General features: G+C 65.5%; 18 protein-coding genes. 14 read left to right on the forward strand and 4 right to left on the reverse strand.

Annotation, left to right across the window (positions count from 1 at the left end; genetic code table 11):
- Window positions 1-404: 404 nt before the first annotated feature.
- From QO014_RS12625 to QO014_RS12645, 5 genes are all read left to right on the forward strand, one after another.
- Complete coding sequence (locus tag QO014_RS12625; RefSeq protein ID WP_266349058.1) at window positions 405-1,157, forward strand: amino acid ABC transporter ATP-binding protein; 753 nt, start codon at window positions 405-407, stop codon at window positions 1,155-1,157.
- 340 nt (window positions 1,158-1,497) lie between these two features.
- Window positions 1,498-2,316 carry a creatininase family protein gene (locus QO014_RS12630; RefSeq protein ID WP_266349059.1) on the forward strand — a complete coding sequence of 273 codons (819 nt, stop codon included), beginning with the start codon at window positions 1,498-1,500 and terminating at the stop codon, window positions 2,314-2,316.
- A 5-nt stretch (window positions 2,317-2,321) separates the two neighbouring features.
- Window positions 2,322-3,689, forward strand: coding sequence for a type III glutamate--ammonia ligase (glnT, locus tag QO014_RS12635; protein ID WP_266349060.1), 1,368 nt, complete (start codon window positions 2,322-2,324; stop codon window positions 3,687-3,689).
- 65 nt (window positions 3,690-3,754) lie between these two features.
- Window positions 3,755-4,339 carry an FMN reductase gene (gene msuE, locus QO014_RS12640; RefSeq protein WP_266349061.1) on the forward strand — a complete coding sequence of 195 codons (585 nt, stop codon included), beginning with the start codon at window positions 3,755-3,757 and terminating at the stop codon, window positions 4,337-4,339.
- The gene (locus QO014_RS12645; protein WP_266349062.1) at window positions 4,339-4,764 is read left to right on the forward strand and encodes a VOC family protein; all 426 of its coding nucleotides are present in this window, start codon (window positions 4,339-4,341) and stop codon (window positions 4,762-4,764) included. The genes msuE and QO014_RS12645 overlap by 1 nt, the downstream gene beginning before the upstream one ends.
- A gap of 67 nt (window positions 4,765-4,831) precedes the next feature.
- On the opposite strand, the gene QO014_RS12650 is transcribed toward QO014_RS12645, so the two are convergent.
- Window positions 4,832-5,677: an SDR family oxidoreductase gene (locus QO014_RS12650; protein ID WP_266349063.1), complete on the reverse strand. Its 846-nt coding sequence runs from the start codon at window positions 5,675-5,677 to the stop codon at window positions 4,832-4,834.
- Window positions 5,678-5,762: 85 nt separating this feature from the next.
- On the opposite strand from QO014_RS12650, the gene QO014_RS12655 reads away from it, so the two are divergent.
- The 4 genes from QO014_RS12655 to QO014_RS12670 all read left to right on the forward strand — a co-directional run bounded on the left by QO014_RS12655 (window position 5,763) and on the right by QO014_RS12670 (window position 9,565).
- Window positions 5,763-6,173, forward strand: a complete 411-nt coding sequence (locus QO014_RS12655; protein WP_266349064.1) for a winged helix-turn-helix transcriptional regulator — start codon at window positions 5,763-5,765, stop codon at window positions 6,171-6,173.
- A gap of 93 nt (window positions 6,174-6,266) precedes the next feature.
- Window positions 6,267-7,502 carry a DUF763 domain-containing protein gene (locus tag QO014_RS12660; protein WP_266349065.1) on the forward strand — a complete coding sequence of 412 codons (1,236 nt, stop codon included), beginning with the start codon at window positions 6,267-6,269 and terminating at the stop codon, window positions 7,500-7,502.
- Between the two features lie 112 nt (window positions 7,503-7,614).
- On the forward strand, window positions 7,615-8,097 hold the full coding sequence (locus tag QO014_RS12665; protein WP_266349066.1) for a DUF2165 family protein: 483 nt from the start codon (window positions 7,615-7,617) through the stop codon (window positions 8,095-8,097).
- Between the two features lie 268 nt (window positions 8,098-8,365).
- On the forward strand, window positions 8,366-9,565 hold the full coding sequence (locus QO014_RS12670) for an amidohydrolase/deacetylase family metallohydrolase (RefSeq protein WP_266349067.1): 1,200 nt from the start codon (window positions 8,366-8,368) through the stop codon (window positions 9,563-9,565).
- Between the two features lie 84 nt (window positions 9,566-9,649).
- Here the strand turns inward: QO014_RS12670 and QO014_RS12675 are convergent, their stop codons facing one another.
- Entirely contained in the window at window positions 9,650-9,841 is a 192-nt protein-coding gene (locus QO014_RS12675; protein WP_266349068.1) for a hypothetical protein, read from the reverse strand.
- 188 nt (window positions 9,842-10,029) lie between these two features.
- Window positions 10,030-10,788, reverse strand: coding sequence for an acetoacetate decarboxylase (locus QO014_RS12680; protein ID WP_266349069.1), 759 nt, complete (start codon window positions 10,786-10,788; stop codon window positions 10,030-10,032).
- Between the two features lie 291 nt (window positions 10,789-11,079).
- Between QO014_RS12680 and QO014_RS12685 the strand changes: the two genes are divergently transcribed.
- A complete protein-coding gene (locus QO014_RS12685) occupies window positions 11,080-11,271 on the forward strand; it encodes a hypothetical protein (RefSeq protein WP_266349070.1) in 192 nt (63 codons plus the stop codon).
- 87 nt (window positions 11,272-11,358) lie between these two features.
- Window positions 11,359-11,748: a lysozyme inhibitor LprI family protein gene (locus QO014_RS12690; RefSeq protein WP_370877129.1), complete on the forward strand. Its 390-nt coding sequence runs from the start codon at window positions 11,359-11,361 to the stop codon at window positions 11,746-11,748.
- A gap of 18 nt (window positions 11,749-11,766) precedes the next feature.
- On the opposite strand, the gene QO014_RS12695 is transcribed toward QO014_RS12690, so the two are convergent.
- On the reverse strand, window positions 11,767-13,173 hold the full coding sequence (locus QO014_RS12695; protein ID WP_266349071.1) for a L,D-transpeptidase family protein: 1,407 nt from the start codon (window positions 13,171-13,173) through the stop codon (window positions 11,767-11,769).
- Between the two features lie 206 nt (window positions 13,174-13,379).
- Between QO014_RS12695 and QO014_RS12700 the strand changes: the two genes are divergently transcribed.
- The 3 genes from QO014_RS12700 to QO014_RS12710 are packed head-to-tail and all read left to right on the forward strand — an operon-like array spanning window position 13,380 to window position 16,276.
- Window positions 13,380-14,015: a MarC family protein gene (locus QO014_RS12700; RefSeq protein WP_266349072.1), complete on the forward strand. Its 636-nt coding sequence runs from the start codon at window positions 13,380-13,382 to the stop codon at window positions 14,013-14,015.
- Window positions 14,016-14,028: 13 nt separating this feature from the next.
- Window positions 14,029-15,225 (forward strand): HlyD family secretion protein, encoded by a 1,197-nt coding sequence (locus tag QO014_RS12705; RefSeq protein ID WP_266349073.1) that lies wholly within the window; start codon window positions 14,029-14,031, stop codon window positions 15,223-15,225.
- Window positions 15,215-16,276, forward strand: coding sequence for a DUF2955 domain-containing protein (locus tag QO014_RS12710; RefSeq protein ID WP_266349074.1), 1,062 nt, complete (start codon window positions 15,215-15,217; stop codon window positions 16,274-16,276). The genes QO014_RS12705 and QO014_RS12710 overlap by 11 nt, the downstream gene beginning before the upstream one ends.
- Window positions 16,277-16,335 lie beyond the last annotated feature (59 nt).

The following is a 16,335-nucleotide window of genomic DNA, read 5'->3' on the forward strand; positions in this document are numbered from 1 at the left end:
AGAGAACCCTGCTATTGTTTGTTCGAGACCCGCAGCGGAGACCGCCCCGGACTTCCGAAAACAGGGTAGCAAGCGCCGTGCCAATTAATCGAACGATTAATTAGTGAGGGAGTCTGCCCCTTTGAAACGGCAGCCCGGCTTTACTTTGCCGGATGTCGCCGAAATAACAGACATCAATGCAAATTAATTAATCATTCAATTATTGAATTCGCTCCGAACAGCGCATGGGATGGCGCGGAGGCCGCGCGTTTCGAGCGCTTCGGCGACTGGCACGAGTTTCGCTTCCAACCGGTGCAAAGGGCAGCGACGGCCGTGACCGTCCATCTTGCCGAGGAGACCGACAATTGCTTTGGACCACACGAGCCCGCCCACAGGCCCCCACCCCGCGCGCAGCCGACACACCGATGGTCCTCGCCCAGCAGGTGAAGAAGAGCTATGACGGCGCCATGGTGCTCGGTGGCGTCGACCTGGTGGTGCGCCATGGCGAGGTGATGTGCCTGATCGGCCCGTCCGGCTCCGGCAAATCGACCTTCCTGCGCTGCATCAATCATCTTGAGAAGATCGACGGCGGCGGCCTCTATGTCGACGGCATGCTGGTTGGCTATCGCCAGCACGGCAACCGGCTCTATGAGCTGCGCGACCATGAAGTCGCCGCGCGGCGCGCCGAAATCGGCATGGTCTTCCAGCGGTTCAACCTGTTCGCCCATATGACGGCGCTGGAAAACGTCATCGAGGCGCCGATCCATGTAAAGGGCGAGAGCCCGCGCGAGGCGAGCGAGCATGCCCGCGAACTGCTCGACCGCGTCGGGCTCAGCCACCGCATCAACGCCTATCCGAACCAGCTCTCCGGCGGACAGCAGCAGCGCGTCGCCATCGCCCGCGCGCTCGCCATGCGGCCGAAGCTGATGCTGTTCGACGAGCCGACCAGCGCGCTCGACCCGGAACTGGTCGGCGAAGTGCTCGACGTGATGCGCGACCTCGCCGCCGACGGCATGACGATGATCATCGTCACGCATGAGATGAGCTTCGCGCGCGAGGTGGCGCACACGGTCGCCTTCATGGATCAGGGCGCCATCGTCGAATCGCATCCGCCGGAGGAGTTCTTCAGCGCGCCGCGCCACCCGCGTACCCGCGCCTTCCTTTCGAAAATTCTCTGAAATGCGCAACGGACCCGTCTTCCCGGCGACACGCATCCTGAAGCGCCCGGCTCGGGCCATGCCCGTCAGGAAATCGATATTCCCCATTTATTATCAATTGGATAGATAGACCGTTACTTCACCGACCCGTCATTCGCCGGTCAGAACGACCGGGCCGGAACGACCGCAAGAAACACCGCGATATTAATTGAACGTTCGGTTAATTGTCGCTAGGATCAACTCAACGCCTCGACAGGCGGCGCGCTCGCAAGAGCCTCGCAAGGCCTCGTTCGCAAGGGTCTCGACAGCCGATGCGACGGGCCCGCGGGCAGCCGCCAGGGGCAGATTTCAGGACAATCTCATGCAGCTCGGCACACCGGTCAGATGGCAGGAACTCTCGTGGGAAGAGATCGCGGCGCTGCGCGAGGGCGGCATCGACATGGCGATCCTGCCCGTCGGCGCCACCGAGCAGCACGGCCCGCATCTGCCGACCGGCGTCGACACACTCTCGGCGACCGCGGTCGCCGAGGGCGTCTCGGCGCGGACCGGAATCCCCGTTCTGCCCGCCCTGCCCTATGGCTGCTCGCCGGGCCATTCCGACAAATGGCCCGGCACGCTGTCGCTCCGTCCCGAGACGCTCGCGGCGCTGGTGCTCGAAATAGCCGGCTGGCTGTGCCGCTCGGGCTTCACGCGGCTGGTGCTGCTCAATGGCCATGTCACCAACTGGGCGCCGCTGCGCTGCGCGCTGGAGAATATCCGCGCCGACCTGCCGGACATGCGCATCGCGCTGCGCTCGATCTGGGAGATCTCGGCCGATGTGCGCGCGATCTATGAATATGACGGCGGCACCAACTGGCACGCCAATGATGCAGAGACCTCGCTGATGCTGCATCTGCGGCCGGAGCTCGTCGACCTCGCCAAGGCAGTAGACGAGCCGAACCGCGCCGGCTGCTGCTTCTTTTCCTACACCGTCGACAAGGAGAGCGTGACCGGCACTGTCGGTCGCCCGAGCGCCGGCACCGCCGAATTCGGCGCCCGGCTGCTCGATCTCTGCGTCACGAGCCTCGCCGGGCAGCTCGAGAGCGCGCTCGTCGAACGTACACCGCTCGAGGACTGGACCGCGGACACCATGCCGTTCCCGCCTCGCCCCCTGTCCCGCATGATTGCTGATGGAGTCTGATGAGAATGGATGCGAAGCTCGAGAGCACGGCCTCCGTCGAGATAGCCGATGTAAAGACGAAGCTGGCCGATTCCTCGGTCCAGTATCTGATGGCGAGCTATGTCGACATGCATGGCGTGTCGAAGGCGAAGATGGTCCCCGTCGATCATCTGCCGCAGATGATGGAGGGCTCCGAGCTCTTCACCGGCGCCGCCCTCGACGGCGTGCCGCAGGAGGTCAATGACGAGGAGGTTTCGGCCCATCCCGACGCCAAATCGCTGACGGTCCTGCCCTGGCGGCCGAACGTCGCCTGGTTTGCGAGCGACCTCTGGCTCGCCGGCGCGCCGTTCGAATCCTGCAGCCGCGGTATCCTGAAGCGCCAGATGAGCGAGGCCGCCAAGCTCGGCTATACCTTCAATCTCGGCATGGAAGCCGAGTTCTACGTCATGGCCGACACGCCCGACGGCCCGATGCCCCTCTCCGAGCGCCGCCTCTCCAAGCCCTGCTATGACGGCTCCATGCTGCTCGACAACATGGACTGGATCGAGGAAATGGTCTCGGCCATGAACAATCTCGGCTGGGACGTCTATTCCTTCGATCAGGAAGACGGCCTCGGCCAGTTCGAGATCGATTTCACCTATGCCGACGCGGTGACGATGTCGGACCGCTTCACCTTCCTGCGCCTGATGGCCTCGAACATTGCGCGGCAGAATGGCGCCTTCGCCAGCTTCATGCCCAAGCCCTATGCCGACCGCACCGGCAGCGGCGCCCATTTCAACATGTCGTTCGCCGATATTGCGAGCGGCAAGAACGCCTTCGCCGACCGCGCCGATCCGCGCGGCTGCGGCCTCTCCAAGCTGGGCTACCAGTTCATCGCCGGCGTGCTGCGCCATCTGCCCGCGATCTGCGCGGTCGTCGCGCCGACGGTCAACAGCTACAAGCGCCTCGTCAAGCAGGGCTCGATGTCAGGCTTCACCTGGGCGCCGATCTTCGCCTGCTATGGCGGCAACAACCGCACCAATGCGCTGCGCATTCCGCTCTCAGGCGGCCGCGTGGAACTGCGCGCCGCCGACAGCGCCTGCAACCCCTATCTCGGCGCCGCCATGGTGCTCGCCGCCGGCCTCGAGGGCATTCGCGAACAGCTCGATCCGGGCGAGCCGAACCGCGGCAACATGTATGAAAGCTCGGAAGCGGAGCTGACCGCACGCGGCATCAAGCAATTGCCGCGCACGCTCGGCGAAGCGGTCGAGGCCTTCGCCGCCGATCCGCTGTCGCGCCAGGTTATGGGCGACGCGATGGCCGATTCCTGGACCAACTACAAGCGCGGCGAATGGCTCTCCTACATGGCCCATGTCTCGCAGTGGGAGCAGGACCGCTACCTGCGTTTCTTCTAGTCTATGCCCCCCGCCCGCGCGGCCTCGTGCCGTGCGGGCCCCCTTCGCAACCGGGACAAGAGACCATGGTCGTTCCCTCGGCCGGCAGGATCGTCGGCATCAGCGGCAACATCACGCGGCCGTCCAAGACACGCGCCCTCGTCGAGACGATCGCGGCGGCGATCGGCGAACGGCACGAGCTCGCGCCGCACGTGTTCGATCTCGTCGATTTCGGCCCGTCGCTCGGTGCCGCGACCAGCCTCGCCGGGCTCGATGCGCACGGCCAGGCGATCGTCGCCGAAATCCTCTCGGCCGATCTGCTCGTGGTCGCCTCGCCAATCTTCAAGGGCAGCTATTCCGGCCTCTTCAAGCATCTGTTCGACCTGCTCGATCCGGCCTCGCTCGCCGGCAAGACGGTCGTACTCGCAGCGACCGGCGGCAGCGACCGCCACACGCTCGCGCTCGACCACCAGCTTCGGCCGCTGCTCGGCTTCTTCATGACGCATACGATCCCGACCGGGATCTTCGCGACCGCCGCCGATTTCATCGACGGCAAGCCGGCAAGCGCCGGCTTCCGCGCCCGGCTCGATCTCGCGCTCGCCGACGTTGATCGACTGCTCACACCACCGATCCCATCCACGCTTCAACGCCAAACCCGAAAGACAGCCTGATGGCCATAACCCCCTTCCACATCGCCTTCCCCGTCGACGACCTGGCTGCGGCCCGCACCTTCTACGGGTCCGTGCTCGGCTGCGAGGAGGGCCGCAGCTCCGACCAATGGATCGATTTCAGCCTGTTCGGCCACCAGATCGTCGCCCATTACAAGCCCAAGGACGAGACCGCCAAAGGCCCGCACCACAACCCCGTCGACGGTCATGACGTTCCGGTGCCGCATTTCGGCGTCGTACTGGAAATGGCGGATTGGGAAGCGCTGGCCGAGCGGCTGCGGGCTACCGGGATCAAATTCGTGATCGAGCCCTATGTCCGCTTCAAGGGACAGGTCGGCGAGCAGGCGACAATGTTCTTCTACGATCCGGCCGGCAATGCGCTGGAGTTCAAGTCGTTTGCCGATATGAGCCAGATCTTCGCGAAGTAACGCGCCAGGAGACTGCGCGTGCGCCGGATTGCGGCGCACGCGCTTATTTTATCGGCCCTTCGGCGCCTCAGCCTTTGAGCGCCTGGGTGACGACCTCGGAGATCGGCGAGGTGGGATGGCCGATCAGCTTCGACAGCGTGTGGCTCTCGTCATGGAGAGCGCCCTTCGAGATCGGAACGTCCCAGCTCGCGATCGTCGCGGCGAGACCCTCGGGCAGGCCGAAGCTCGCGAGAGCGGCGGCATAATCGGCCTCGCTCAGATTGTTGTAGGGAATGACCTTGCCGGTCTGCTTCGATATTTCGGCGGCGAGATCGGCGAGGGTGAAGGCCGTATCGCCCGCAAGCTCATAGACCTTGCCGGCCTGGCCTTCCGACGTCAGCGCCACGACGGCCGCATCGGCATAGTCGGCGCGCGAAGCGGCCGAGATCTTGCCTTCGCCGGCGCTGCCGATCAGTGCGCCGCCCGCGACGGCACCGGGGATCGAGCCGGCATAGTTTTCCGTGTACCAGCCATTGCGCAGGAAGACGAAGGGAAGGCCCGACGCCCTGATGTCGGCTTCCGTCTGCCGATGGTCGACGGCGAGGCCGATCTCCGACGTGTCGGCATGCAGGATGCTCGTATAGCCGATCAGCTTAACGCCGGCGCGCTTGGCGGCCGCAACGACATTGGCGTGCTGCGCGGCGCGCTTGCCGAATTCGTTCGACGAGATCAGCAGCAGCGTATCGATGCCGGCGAACGCCGCGTCGAGCGTCTCGGGATTGTCATACTCGGCCTTGCGGACGACGACGCCGAGATCGGCCGCCTTGGCGGGGTCGCGGACGATTGCCACGATTTCGGAGGCGGGAACCTTGGCCAGAAGCTTCTTGACGATCAAGCGGCCGAGCTGGCCGGTCGCCCCTGTAATGCCTATCATCTGCATGTCCTTGTTGCGGTGGGAACTGGATGCGATATAGACCAGACAATTACTTTTCGTAAGTACGCACAAAAAGGTTAGCTTGATGAGCGCGGTGATGCAGGCCGACGAGACGGCGACCACCCTTTCCGAGCAATTGGGGCGCGGAGACCTTCTGGCGGCCAATTGCCCCTCGCGCGACGTGCTGAAGCACCTGACCAACCGCTGGGGCGTGCTGGTGCTGATCGCGCTGCTTTCGGGCACGCACCGCTTCAGCGATTTGCGGCGCAAGATCGGCGGCGTCAGCGAGCGGATGCTGTCGCAGACGCTGCAATGGCTGGAGAGCGACGGCATGCTCGACCGGAAATCCTATCCCGTCGTGCCGCCGCATGTGGAATACAGCCTGACGCCGCTCGGCCGCGAGGCGGCGGAGAAGGTCCGCAGCCTCGCCGACTGGATCGAGATCAGCATGCCACGCATCGCAAGGGCCCAGCGCCCCGAGCGCGCCCCGGCCTGAACCATCTCGCTACCGCCTGCGACGGCGAAGCGATAGGATGGCCTGAAGGCCCGCCTGTGTGGTGCCGGCCCTTTTCGAGAAGACAAGGCCATCATGGCGAAGCGAACGGGAAGCGCCGACCTTCCGCTCCATAGCGGCCAGGTACCGCGCTGGCTGGCCGACCGGATGACGCGCCTCGGCGCCGTCATCGCCGAGGCGATCGTGCAGGAATATGGCCGCGACGAGCTGTTGCGCCGGCTGGCCCATCCCTTCTGGTTCCAGTCCTTCGGCGCGGTGATGGGCATGGACTGGCACTCCTCCGGCATCACCACCAGCGTGATCGGCGCGCTGAAGCGCGGACTGACGCCGCTTTCCGCCGAGCTCGGCATCCATGTCTGCGGCGGACGCGGCAAATATTCCCGCCAGACGCCGCATGAGCTGGTCGCGATCGGCGAGCGCGTCGGCTTCGACGGGGCGGAACTCGCAAGGGCCAGCCGTCTCGTCGCCAAGGTCGACAGCGCCGCCGTCCAGGACGGCTTCGATCTCTATTTGCACGGCTTCATTGTCACCGATGACGGCCAATGGGTAGTCGTACAGCAGGGCATGAACGATGCACGCCGGCAGGCCCGCCGCTATCACTGGCTTTCGGAAGGCCTGAAGAGCTTCATCGAGGCACCGCATGCCGCGATCGAAGGCCGGACGCAGGGCGCCATCATCAACCTGACCGACCAGCGCGCCGGCGCCTCGCGCAATGCGCAACTCGGTCTGCTCAAATCGCTCGGACCGGACCGGATCGCCGTCGAACACGCGAAGATGCTGCGCGCCGCGTCCGGAACCGCGGTCGAGCAAGAGCCCGAGCAGCCCATGCTGCCGCATCTGATCATGCCGGGGCATCACGATGTGCGGCCCGAAAATGTCGATGCGCGCCGCCTAGCCGGCAACCTCGCCGCGGCTGCCGATGCCGGCCCGGCCGATTTCACGGAACTGCTGCTCGTGCCGGGCGTCGGCGCCCGCACGGTCGAGGCGCTGGCGCTGGTTGCCGAGGTCGTGCATGGCGTGCCCTGCCGCTTCGACGATCCGGCGCGGTTTTCCTTCGCCCATGGCGGCAAGGACCGTCATCCCTTCCCCGTGCCGCTGCGCGTCTATGACCACACGATCGACGTGATGCGCTCGGCCGTGCGCAAGGCGAAGCTCGGCAATGACGAGGAACTCGCCGCGCTGAAACGGCTCGATGAGCAATCGCGGCGGCTGGAGCAGGAAGTGCGCGGCGTCGATGTCCGCGAGGAGATCATGCGCGAGCGGGAGCGCTCGCCGGCCTATGGCGGCCGCAGCGTGTTCGGCTGGGAATAGGGCGTCGGCCCGACGGCAGTATGACGCGGTGCGAAGGCGCAGCTTCCCCTTTCGCACTGCGATGCGGCATGCAGAAATCGGTCACCAAAAAACGGGAACCGGGGAACTTTCTATGGAATTCGTGACGCTGCTGGCGCAAACGCTTCTGGTGGCCGCCCAGGCGGTCTGGCTCGGGATCGGCGCCTTCGAAAATCTGCGCATACCGAAAGCCAATGGCGACATGGTCGCCGATGTCTTGTCGCTGCGCCAATTGAAGATCGAGGCGCCGGATATCCATGCGGCCTGCGAGACGCACCGCATCGACAATCCATTCATCCAGCGCCTGCTCTTCGCCGGCATCGTCATCGGCGAGAGCGTCGCCGCCCTGATCCTGATTGTCGGCACCTTCGCCCTGCTCGGCGCCCTCCTCGGCTTCTGGGCGGCCGAGACCCCGCGCATCATCGCCGCCCTCGGCGTGCTCGGCTTCACCATGGTCTGGGGCAGCTTCCTGGCCGTCGGCCAGTGGTTCCACTATTGGGCCGCCTACCAGAACGCGCAGCACACCCATTTCATGCTGGCGATCTGGGGCACGGTCACGCTCGCCTTGCTGCTGTGAGAAAGAGTTGATCGGATACCGGCATCCAGGCAGGGATATCCGGGCGCGATCGCGCTATGTTGGTGACGCCCTCGCCAAGAGGGCAGTCTGACTAGCAGCCTCGTGGCGAAGGTTGGCCTCGGCGCCCCGCTCTTCATCCGCCTTCGGCGCAGCCTTATCGCTGGCATGTCGATGGGCGCCGTGAAATAGGACTGATAGTCCGGTCATCTCTCCACCAACCACAACATGAGAGGCGAGGCAGCGGTCTCGCCCGACAGGAATTCTCATCATGGGCAGTTCGGCGTCGCACGACGCGTTCGACTTGATCCTCTCCGGCGGCCGCGTTCTCGACGAGCGCAACGGCATTGACGGCATTCTCGATATCGGCGTGCGCGACGGGCGCGTCGCGGCCATTGCGAGCGAGTTGCCCAAGACCGGCGCTGCGACCGTCCGCGACGTCACCGGCGCGATCGTGGCGCCAGGCCTGATCGACATCCACACCCATATCTACCATAAGGCGACATCGCTCAGCGTTGCCCCGGACCCGATCGCGCGGCGTTCCGCCATCACCACGCTCGTCGATGCGGGCAGCGCCGGCGCCGGCAATTTCGAGGGCCTGCGCGACTACATCATCGGCCCGTCGCCCTATCGCATCCTCGCCTATCTCAACATTTCCTTCCCCGGCATCTTCGCCTTCGACAAGAACCTCTTCGTCGGCGAGGCGGCCGAGCGCGCGCTGCTGATCGTCGATCGCTGCGTCGAGGTCTGCAAGGCGCATCCGGAGATCATCGTCGGCGTGAAGGTCAGGATCGGCGGCCCGGCCTCGGGCGATCTCGGCCTCGAAGCGCTCGATATCGCGCTCGAAGCCGCCGAGAAGGCCGGCCTGCCGCTGATGACGCATATTGGTGGCCCGCCCCCCTCCTATGCGGAGGTGGTCGAGCGGCTGCGCCCCGGCGACATCCTGACCCATTGCTATCGGCCCGATCCGAATTCGGCCTTCACCGAAAACGGCGCCGTGTTGCCCGCCGTCCAGGCGGCGCAGGCGCGCGGCGTGCTGTTCGACATCGGCCACGGCATGGGCGCGTTCGGCTATGAGAGCGTCGACCGGGCGCTCGCGGCCGGCTTTCTGCCCGACATGATCTCGAGCGACGTGCACCAGCTTTCGGTCAACGGCCCCGCCTTCGACCTGCTGCACACGATGAGCAAGCTGATCAATTCGGGCGTGCCGCTGGAATCTGCAATCGGCATGGCCTCGAGCCGCCCCGCGCTCGCCATGAGACGGCCGGAACTCGGCCATCTCGGCATCGGCGCGCCGGCCGATATCAGCATCCTGAAGCTCGTCGAGGCGCGCTATCCCTTCACCGACGTGAGCGGCGCGATCCGCGAGGGCCAGACCCTGCTGCAGCCGGTCGCGACCTATCTCGGCGGCCAGGAGATGGAAACGACCCGGCGCCCCTTCGAGGAACGCTTCATCTGCAATTGCTGCTGAGGCGGGACGATCGAGCCGGAATTGCCGGCGGGAATAAAGGCACCGCCCTCGCCTTCATGGCGCGAGGCCGGCGCCGGCGCGCTGCTATCGCGCGAGCGTCTCGCGCTCCTTGAGGAGGACGGCGAGGATTTCCTCCTGCTCCGCGATCCGCGTGGCGGCGAGGTCCTCGTCGGCGGCGCCAGAATAGGCGGCGGCCTGCTCGGTCAGCGTGCGGATGTTCTCACGCACGGCTGCGATGCGTTCGTCGAGCTCGATCAGGGTGGCCGAGTCTGTCATTGGCGTTCCTCCATGAGGCTTGTGATGGCGAAGCTTAGCATGCCGGTGACCGGGCCGCAGGATCCACCTGCGGCACCGTCCACTGCCGGCGTGCCTTCTGGAAAGTGCCTCCGCTCAGGGCGGATTGGGCGGGCCAGCCGCACGCGGCCGACGATCGGAACCGCCGGCCGGGCGCGAAGGCGACTGGCTCAGGCCTCTTTCAGATAATCGTAGACGACCTCGCCGAGGCCGAGCGTCAAGTCTGTGATGAAGTGGTTCGCGACCAGGACCTCATGCACCGGCAGGCGGCCGACATCGCACATCACATGGCGGAAGAGCTGCAATTCGGCCGGGCCGGTCCAGGCGCCCTTCAGCGTCACATCCTCCAGATAATAGCGCACCAGTTCCAGGATGCGCGGCGTGCCGTCGACATGCGGAATGATCTTCAGCATGAAATTCGGCTTGGCGAGCGACTTCAGCAGCGGCTCCAGCGGGATTTCGCGATGCTTGTAGCCCATGGTCGCGACGGCGCAGAGGATCGAGCCATAATGCAGCTTGCCCACCAGCACCTCGCCTTCATGCGTGACCTCCGGCTTGGCGAGCTTCTTCGGGAATCCCCAGAGTTCGCGGCCACCGGCAATCGGCGAATCATCGTCGAGATACATGTCGAGCACATAGCCGCCCTCCTGCACCACGCCGTCTGCGCCGGTGAAGCGGACGGGGATCACCTGCCCGGTTTCCGTATAATCGCCGAAGCCGGTCGAATCCGGCATGCGGATAAATTCGTAGGTCACGGTGTCGCCGATGACCTCGAGCGGCTCGGGAACGAGTTCGCGCACCAGTTCGATATCGGTGCGGTAGGAAATGGTGATGAATTCGCGGTTGTAGAACTTGTAGGGCGGGCGCGGATAGGAGGGGTTGTGCAGCGGCATGGCGAATGCCTTGCTGCGCACGTCGGAGATCTTCATCGCTACTTCCTTTCGATCGGTCCGGCTCGCGCACAGCCCGTCCCGGACCGATCGAGCGGACATGCCTCCGGCCGCGCGCATCCGATCGCATCGATCACGCCCCGCCGTCATCCGACAGGATAGCCCGAAACCTGCCCGTGGCTATGACAACGGCGCCGCAACCGGAATGCCGAAGCCCGGAACGACGTGATCGCGACGATTTTGCTAAAATTCGACCATCCTGCCGCCACGGCATGCCGCCAGACCGGCTGGACAGGCCGTAAAATGCAGTGAATATCGCAGGCGTGATTCATGGTTGAGGTCGGTTTCTCCTTGTTTCCCTTCCTGCTCTATGGTGGCGCAGTCATGATCGCCGTGATGATGGCGCAGGCCTTCTGGCCGAGCGAGATCCTTCAGGATGCGCATCACCAGCGCCTCTACTGGACCGGCGTCATCGCCGCGCTCGCCTTGCTCGGCCTGTTCGTGAACACGATCGCGGCCTGACGCCGAGCATGCCGGCGCCGCCGTCCCGGGACGGCGCGATCCGGTTGCCGACGGGATCCTACGCGGCACAGAAGAGGAGTGACCGACATGCCGACGAACCGCACCACGAAGCCGACCCGCGCCGGGCTCTACCGGCTGATCGCGCCGGCCATGTTGCTGCTTGCCTTTTCCGCCGGCGCGCCGCCGGCGAGCGCCGCGAGCTTTCCCTGCGCCAAGGCTTCGGCCCCGGACGAGATCGCGATCTGCACCCATCCCGACCTGAACGACAGCGATGTCGAGATGGCGACGCGCTACCAGATGCTGCTGGCGCTTTTGCCGATGGGCGGCGCCGGCGCACTCCGCGACGACCAGAAGGCGTGGCTGCAGGGCCGCCAGGCGTGCGGCGGCAATGTCGCCTGCCTCAGGAGCGCCTATGCCGCGCGGATCGGCGCGCTCAAGAGCCAGTTCCAGCAGATCGTGAGCCGCGGCCCCTATTAGGGCGCCGCCCCTTCTCCCCTATCGCGCGATCGAGGCCGTCGTCGTCGGGTCGACGAATTCGACCACGACGCCGGGCTTCACCAGCTTGACCAGTTCCTTCGCGTCCCAGTTGGTGAGGCGCAGGCAGCCATGGCTGTTGGTCTTGTCGATCTTGCTCGGCTCCGGCGAGCCGTGAATGCCATAGGTCGGCTTGTCGAGACCGATCCAGACCTCGCCGACGGGATTGTTCGGCCCCGGCGCGAGCTTGAGCGCCTTGGTGTTCTTGCCCTGCTGGAAATTGACCTGCGGGCGATACCAATAGACCGGATCGACCGCCACCGCCTTGATCGCATGCATGCCCGAGGGCGACGGCATGTCGGTGCTGCCGATCGTGGCGGGATAGGCGACGACGAGGTTCCAGTCATTGTCGTAGCCGAGCAATTGCTTGGTGCTCGAATCGGCAACGAGATGGGCCACCTTGGCGGTCGCGTTCGGGCCGACATCGGCGACCGTGATCACCGTGCCGGGCACGTCGAAGGTCGCGCCCGGATTGAGGCGGCGCAGGAAGCCTTCATCCATGTGGAAGCGCTCGGCCAGTTCCTCGACGACATTGCGATAGCCGAGCCAGTCCAGCTTGGCGAGTTCGGCATAGTCGCGCGGGAAATTGGGCACGAACGGCCCGGCGAGGTCCTGCGGTGTGATCGTGTAGGAGACGAAGAGCGGCTCGGCCGAGACGGCGGCCAGGATCGCGTCGATATCGGGCCCCATCCGCCCGGTCGAGGGCAGGCCGTGCATGTTCTGCAGCGCGCCGACCGCCTTGCCGAGATTGTTGCCGGAGAAGCCGTCAATGACGCCGGGCGAGACATTGGAACGATCGAGCAGGATCTGCAGACGTGCGACGCGCGGATCGGGATCGTCGCTGCGCTTGAACCCCTTCGGCAGGACGCGTTCCTCGGCGAGCGCCACGAATTCGGTCGGCGAGAGCTTCGGCATCGCCGCCGGATCAGTGGCCTGCGAGCCGGAGGGCGGCATGGCGGCGACAGGCGCCGGCTGTGCCTGGAAGCTGTCGGCCGGGATGATCGCGGCAGCCGCAGCGGGCGATGCCGGCACCGAGGCGGCGGGCGGTGTCGACGCTGTGGCAGCCCTCACGGCGGAGCCGCGGGCGCGAGGCAAGGGAACCATCGACGGTGTCGGACCGACATTGCGCATGACCGGCGCGGGCGCTTCGGCAATCGGCGCCGCGTTCTGCTGCGGGAGCGGATCGACCGGCGTCGCGAGCGGTGCCTGATCGGCCGGGGTGGCTGCGGCCGTATCAGTCACCGCCTCGCTCTGAGCGGCGCGGTACTTCTGATAATATTGCGAGCCGACAAATTGTGCCGACGCCGTCTGCGCCCAGAATAGGGCTGCGACGGACAAAAGTCCCACGCGACTGGCTGCACTCAGCACGCTCAACTCCACACAACGCCCGATCGGCCCGCCCAGACCAAGGCACAGTCTAGGAAAACTTGGTTAATTTTCCCTGATGTCTCCGGAGGCACCGCGGCGGCAAAGGACCCGGTGGATGACCCGATCCGGCCCTGGACCGGGACTGTATTGTCACACGGCTTTGTTCTATGCGTTGTCCGCTGCAGCACGGGGAGCAAGAGCGGATCATGACCGATGGTTTCGGCATTTCGGATGTCATCCTTCTGCTCTTCGTGACGATCGGGCCGCTCAAGGCCGCGATCATGTATGCGAAGCTCACCGCCAAGGCCGGTCCTGCGCTCAGGCGCACGATCGCCTTCAACACGGTGTTCGTGGCGACGATCGTCTCGCTCGTCTTCGTGTTTCTCGGCCAGAACCTGCTCAGCCTCTTCCATGTCTCGCTGCCGGCCCTGAAGATCGCCGGCGGCCTGATCCTGCTGCTCTTCGCGCTCGACATGGTGATCGGCGAGCACAAGGACGAGGTCGGCGACGCGCTGCCATCGACAGATATCGCGATCTATCCGCTCGCCATGCCTTTGATGGCGACGCCGCAAGGCCTCGTCGCCATCACCGCGATCGTCGCCGAGACCCAGACCTTCGGCCAGAAGCTGGTCATCGCGGCGATCGTGCTCGGCATCATGGCGCTCAATCTCGCCATCCTTCTTTCCGCCGGCTTCCTGTTCAAGGGCGGCAACGCGTCCGGGCGACAGGTCGTCGTCAGCAAGGTGATGGGGCTGCTGCTCTCGGCACTGGCGATCCAGCTGATGATCAGCGCCTTCCGCGACCTCGGCGTGATCGCGCCGCTGGCCGCCGCGGCGCATTGAAGCGAGGGCTGCCATGGCGAAGGGCCCGGTGTCGACCGAATATACTGAATACACCGAATATACGGTGATCGAGGCGAAGCCCGTCGCACCCGGCGCGGCGCCGGAGCTGAAGCCCGAGACGAAGCCGACGCTACCAGAGGAGGAGGCGACACCGGCAAACCCGCTGCGGCGGACCGCTTTCGTCGTGCTCGCGATCGCGATCATCCTCTTCATCGCCTCGATCGTCGTCGAGCGGCTGACGCCCTATACGTCGCAGGCGAGCGTGCAGGCCTATGTCGTGCGTATCGCGCCGGAAGTCGCCGGCAAGGTGATCGAGATCGGCGTCGTCGACAATGCGGTGGTGAAGGCCGGCGATGTCCTCTTCCGCCTCGATCCGCAGCCCTTCGAAATCGCCGTCGAGCAGGCGGAAGCACGGCTGGCGCAGGTCGGACAGACCATCGGCGCCTCGACATCCGCCGTCGATTCGGCACAGGCCCGGCTCGTCGAGGCCAAGGCCGCCCTCGACAACCAGCGTGAACAGACGCAGCGCGCCGTCGAACTGGTGAAGAGGAACGTCTACGCCAAGACGAAGCAGGACGATGCCGAAGCCGCACTGAGAATCGCCGAGGCGACGGTCACGCGGACCGAAGCCGATCTCGCCAGGGCGCAGAGCGAGCTCGGCCCGGCCGGCAACGACAATCCGCAGCTGCGCGACGCGCTGGCAGCCCTCGAGACGGCGCGGCTCAACCTGCTGCGGACCACGGTCCTCTCGCCTTCCGATGGCGCTGTCACCAATCTCCAGCTCGCCATCGGCCAGTTCGTCGCCGTCGGCCAGGCCGCGATGACCTTCATCGATGCCCGCACGATCTGGATCAACGCCAATATCAAGGAAAACAGCCTCGAATATCTGGCGCCGGGCGATCCGGCCGAAGTGGTGTTCGATTCCCTGCCGGGCCAGGTCTTCGCCGCCTCGGTGGAGAGCATCGGCTGGGGCGTTTCGCAGGGCAGCATCGACCCGGCCACCGGCCTGCCCAAGATCAGCAACCAGAGCGGCTGGGTGCGCGATCCGCAGCTCTTCCCGCTCCGCCTGGTCTTCCCCGATAGCATGCCGCGCGGCGTCCGCTACGGCTCGCAGGCGAACATCGTCATCTATACCGGCGATCATCCGATCGTGAATGCGCTCGGATGGCTCTGGATTCGCATCGTCTCCGTGCTGAGCTATGCAACCTGACGCCACCCTGCCCGACCCACGCGCGCGGACCCAACTGATCCGCGCGCGGCATCTCGGCCTGCGCCTCGCCTTCGTGGTCTCGGTCGGCTTCACGGTCTCGGTGCTGCTCGGATCGCCGCTGGCCTTTCTCGCGCCGATGCTGGCGCTGCAGTTCATCACCGCCAGCCCGAAACCGCCGACGCTCGCCGCGACCATCACCATGGCCGGCATCGTCGTCTTTCTGGGTGAGACGCTGACAATCGCCATGGCGCTGCTCGGTGATCGTCCCGCCGTGCTGCTGGTGATGATCGGGCTGCTCTATTTTCTCTGCTTCATGACGCAGGCGCTGGGCAAGGCGCTGCCGATCGTCGGCCTGGTGCTGACGATCTCGACCGTGACGCTCGTGCTCGGCATGGCGAATATCGATCTCGGCGAATCGATCGTGCTGACGCTGGCGAAATCGATCCTGATGGGCGTGGTGCTGGTCTGGTTCGCGCACGCCTTCTTCCCGGAGCCGGACGGCGCGAACGCGAAGCCGGCGCAGCCGGTGCACGTGCTGACCGCGCCAGGGCTGCGCGCGCTTGCCAATACGGCGATCCTGCTCGGTGCGGTGCTGATCTGCTTCGTCGGCCGCAATTTCTCGACCGCGATCGTCGTGCCGCTGACCGTGATCTCGCTGATCGGACAGGCCGACATCGTCACCAACCAGCGCGCTTTCACCGGCCTCCTGGTCGTCAACATGATCGGCGGCATCGTGGCGTCGATCGCCTTCACGATCCTGTCGATGCGGCCCGAGCTGGTGTTCCTGTTCCCGATCCTGCTGATCGTCTCGCTCTTCTTTGGCGGCCGCGCGGCCGATCCGAAGAGCGGCAGGATCTTCGCCGGCGCGCTCGGCATTTTCCTGATCCTGTTCGGCCTCGGCGTCTCGCCGATCCCGACCACCGCCACGGAATCCTTCGTGACGCGCATCGGCCTCGTATTGTTCGCGATCCTCTACACGATCACCGGCATAGGCCTCCTCTGGCGCGCCGAACCGCTCGCCAAGCCCGAGGCCCCGGCGATGACGGGGTAGCCGAAGCCACGCGGCAGCCTTTGGCGGGCCCGCCGTCTCATGGTTGGACTGTCTGGTGG

This window comes from Kaistia dalseonensis (genome assembly GCF_030814715.1).
In the GTDB taxonomy this organism is placed as follows: Bacteria; Pseudomonadota; Alphaproteobacteria; order Rhizobiales; family Kaistiaceae; genus Kaistia; species Kaistia dalseonensis.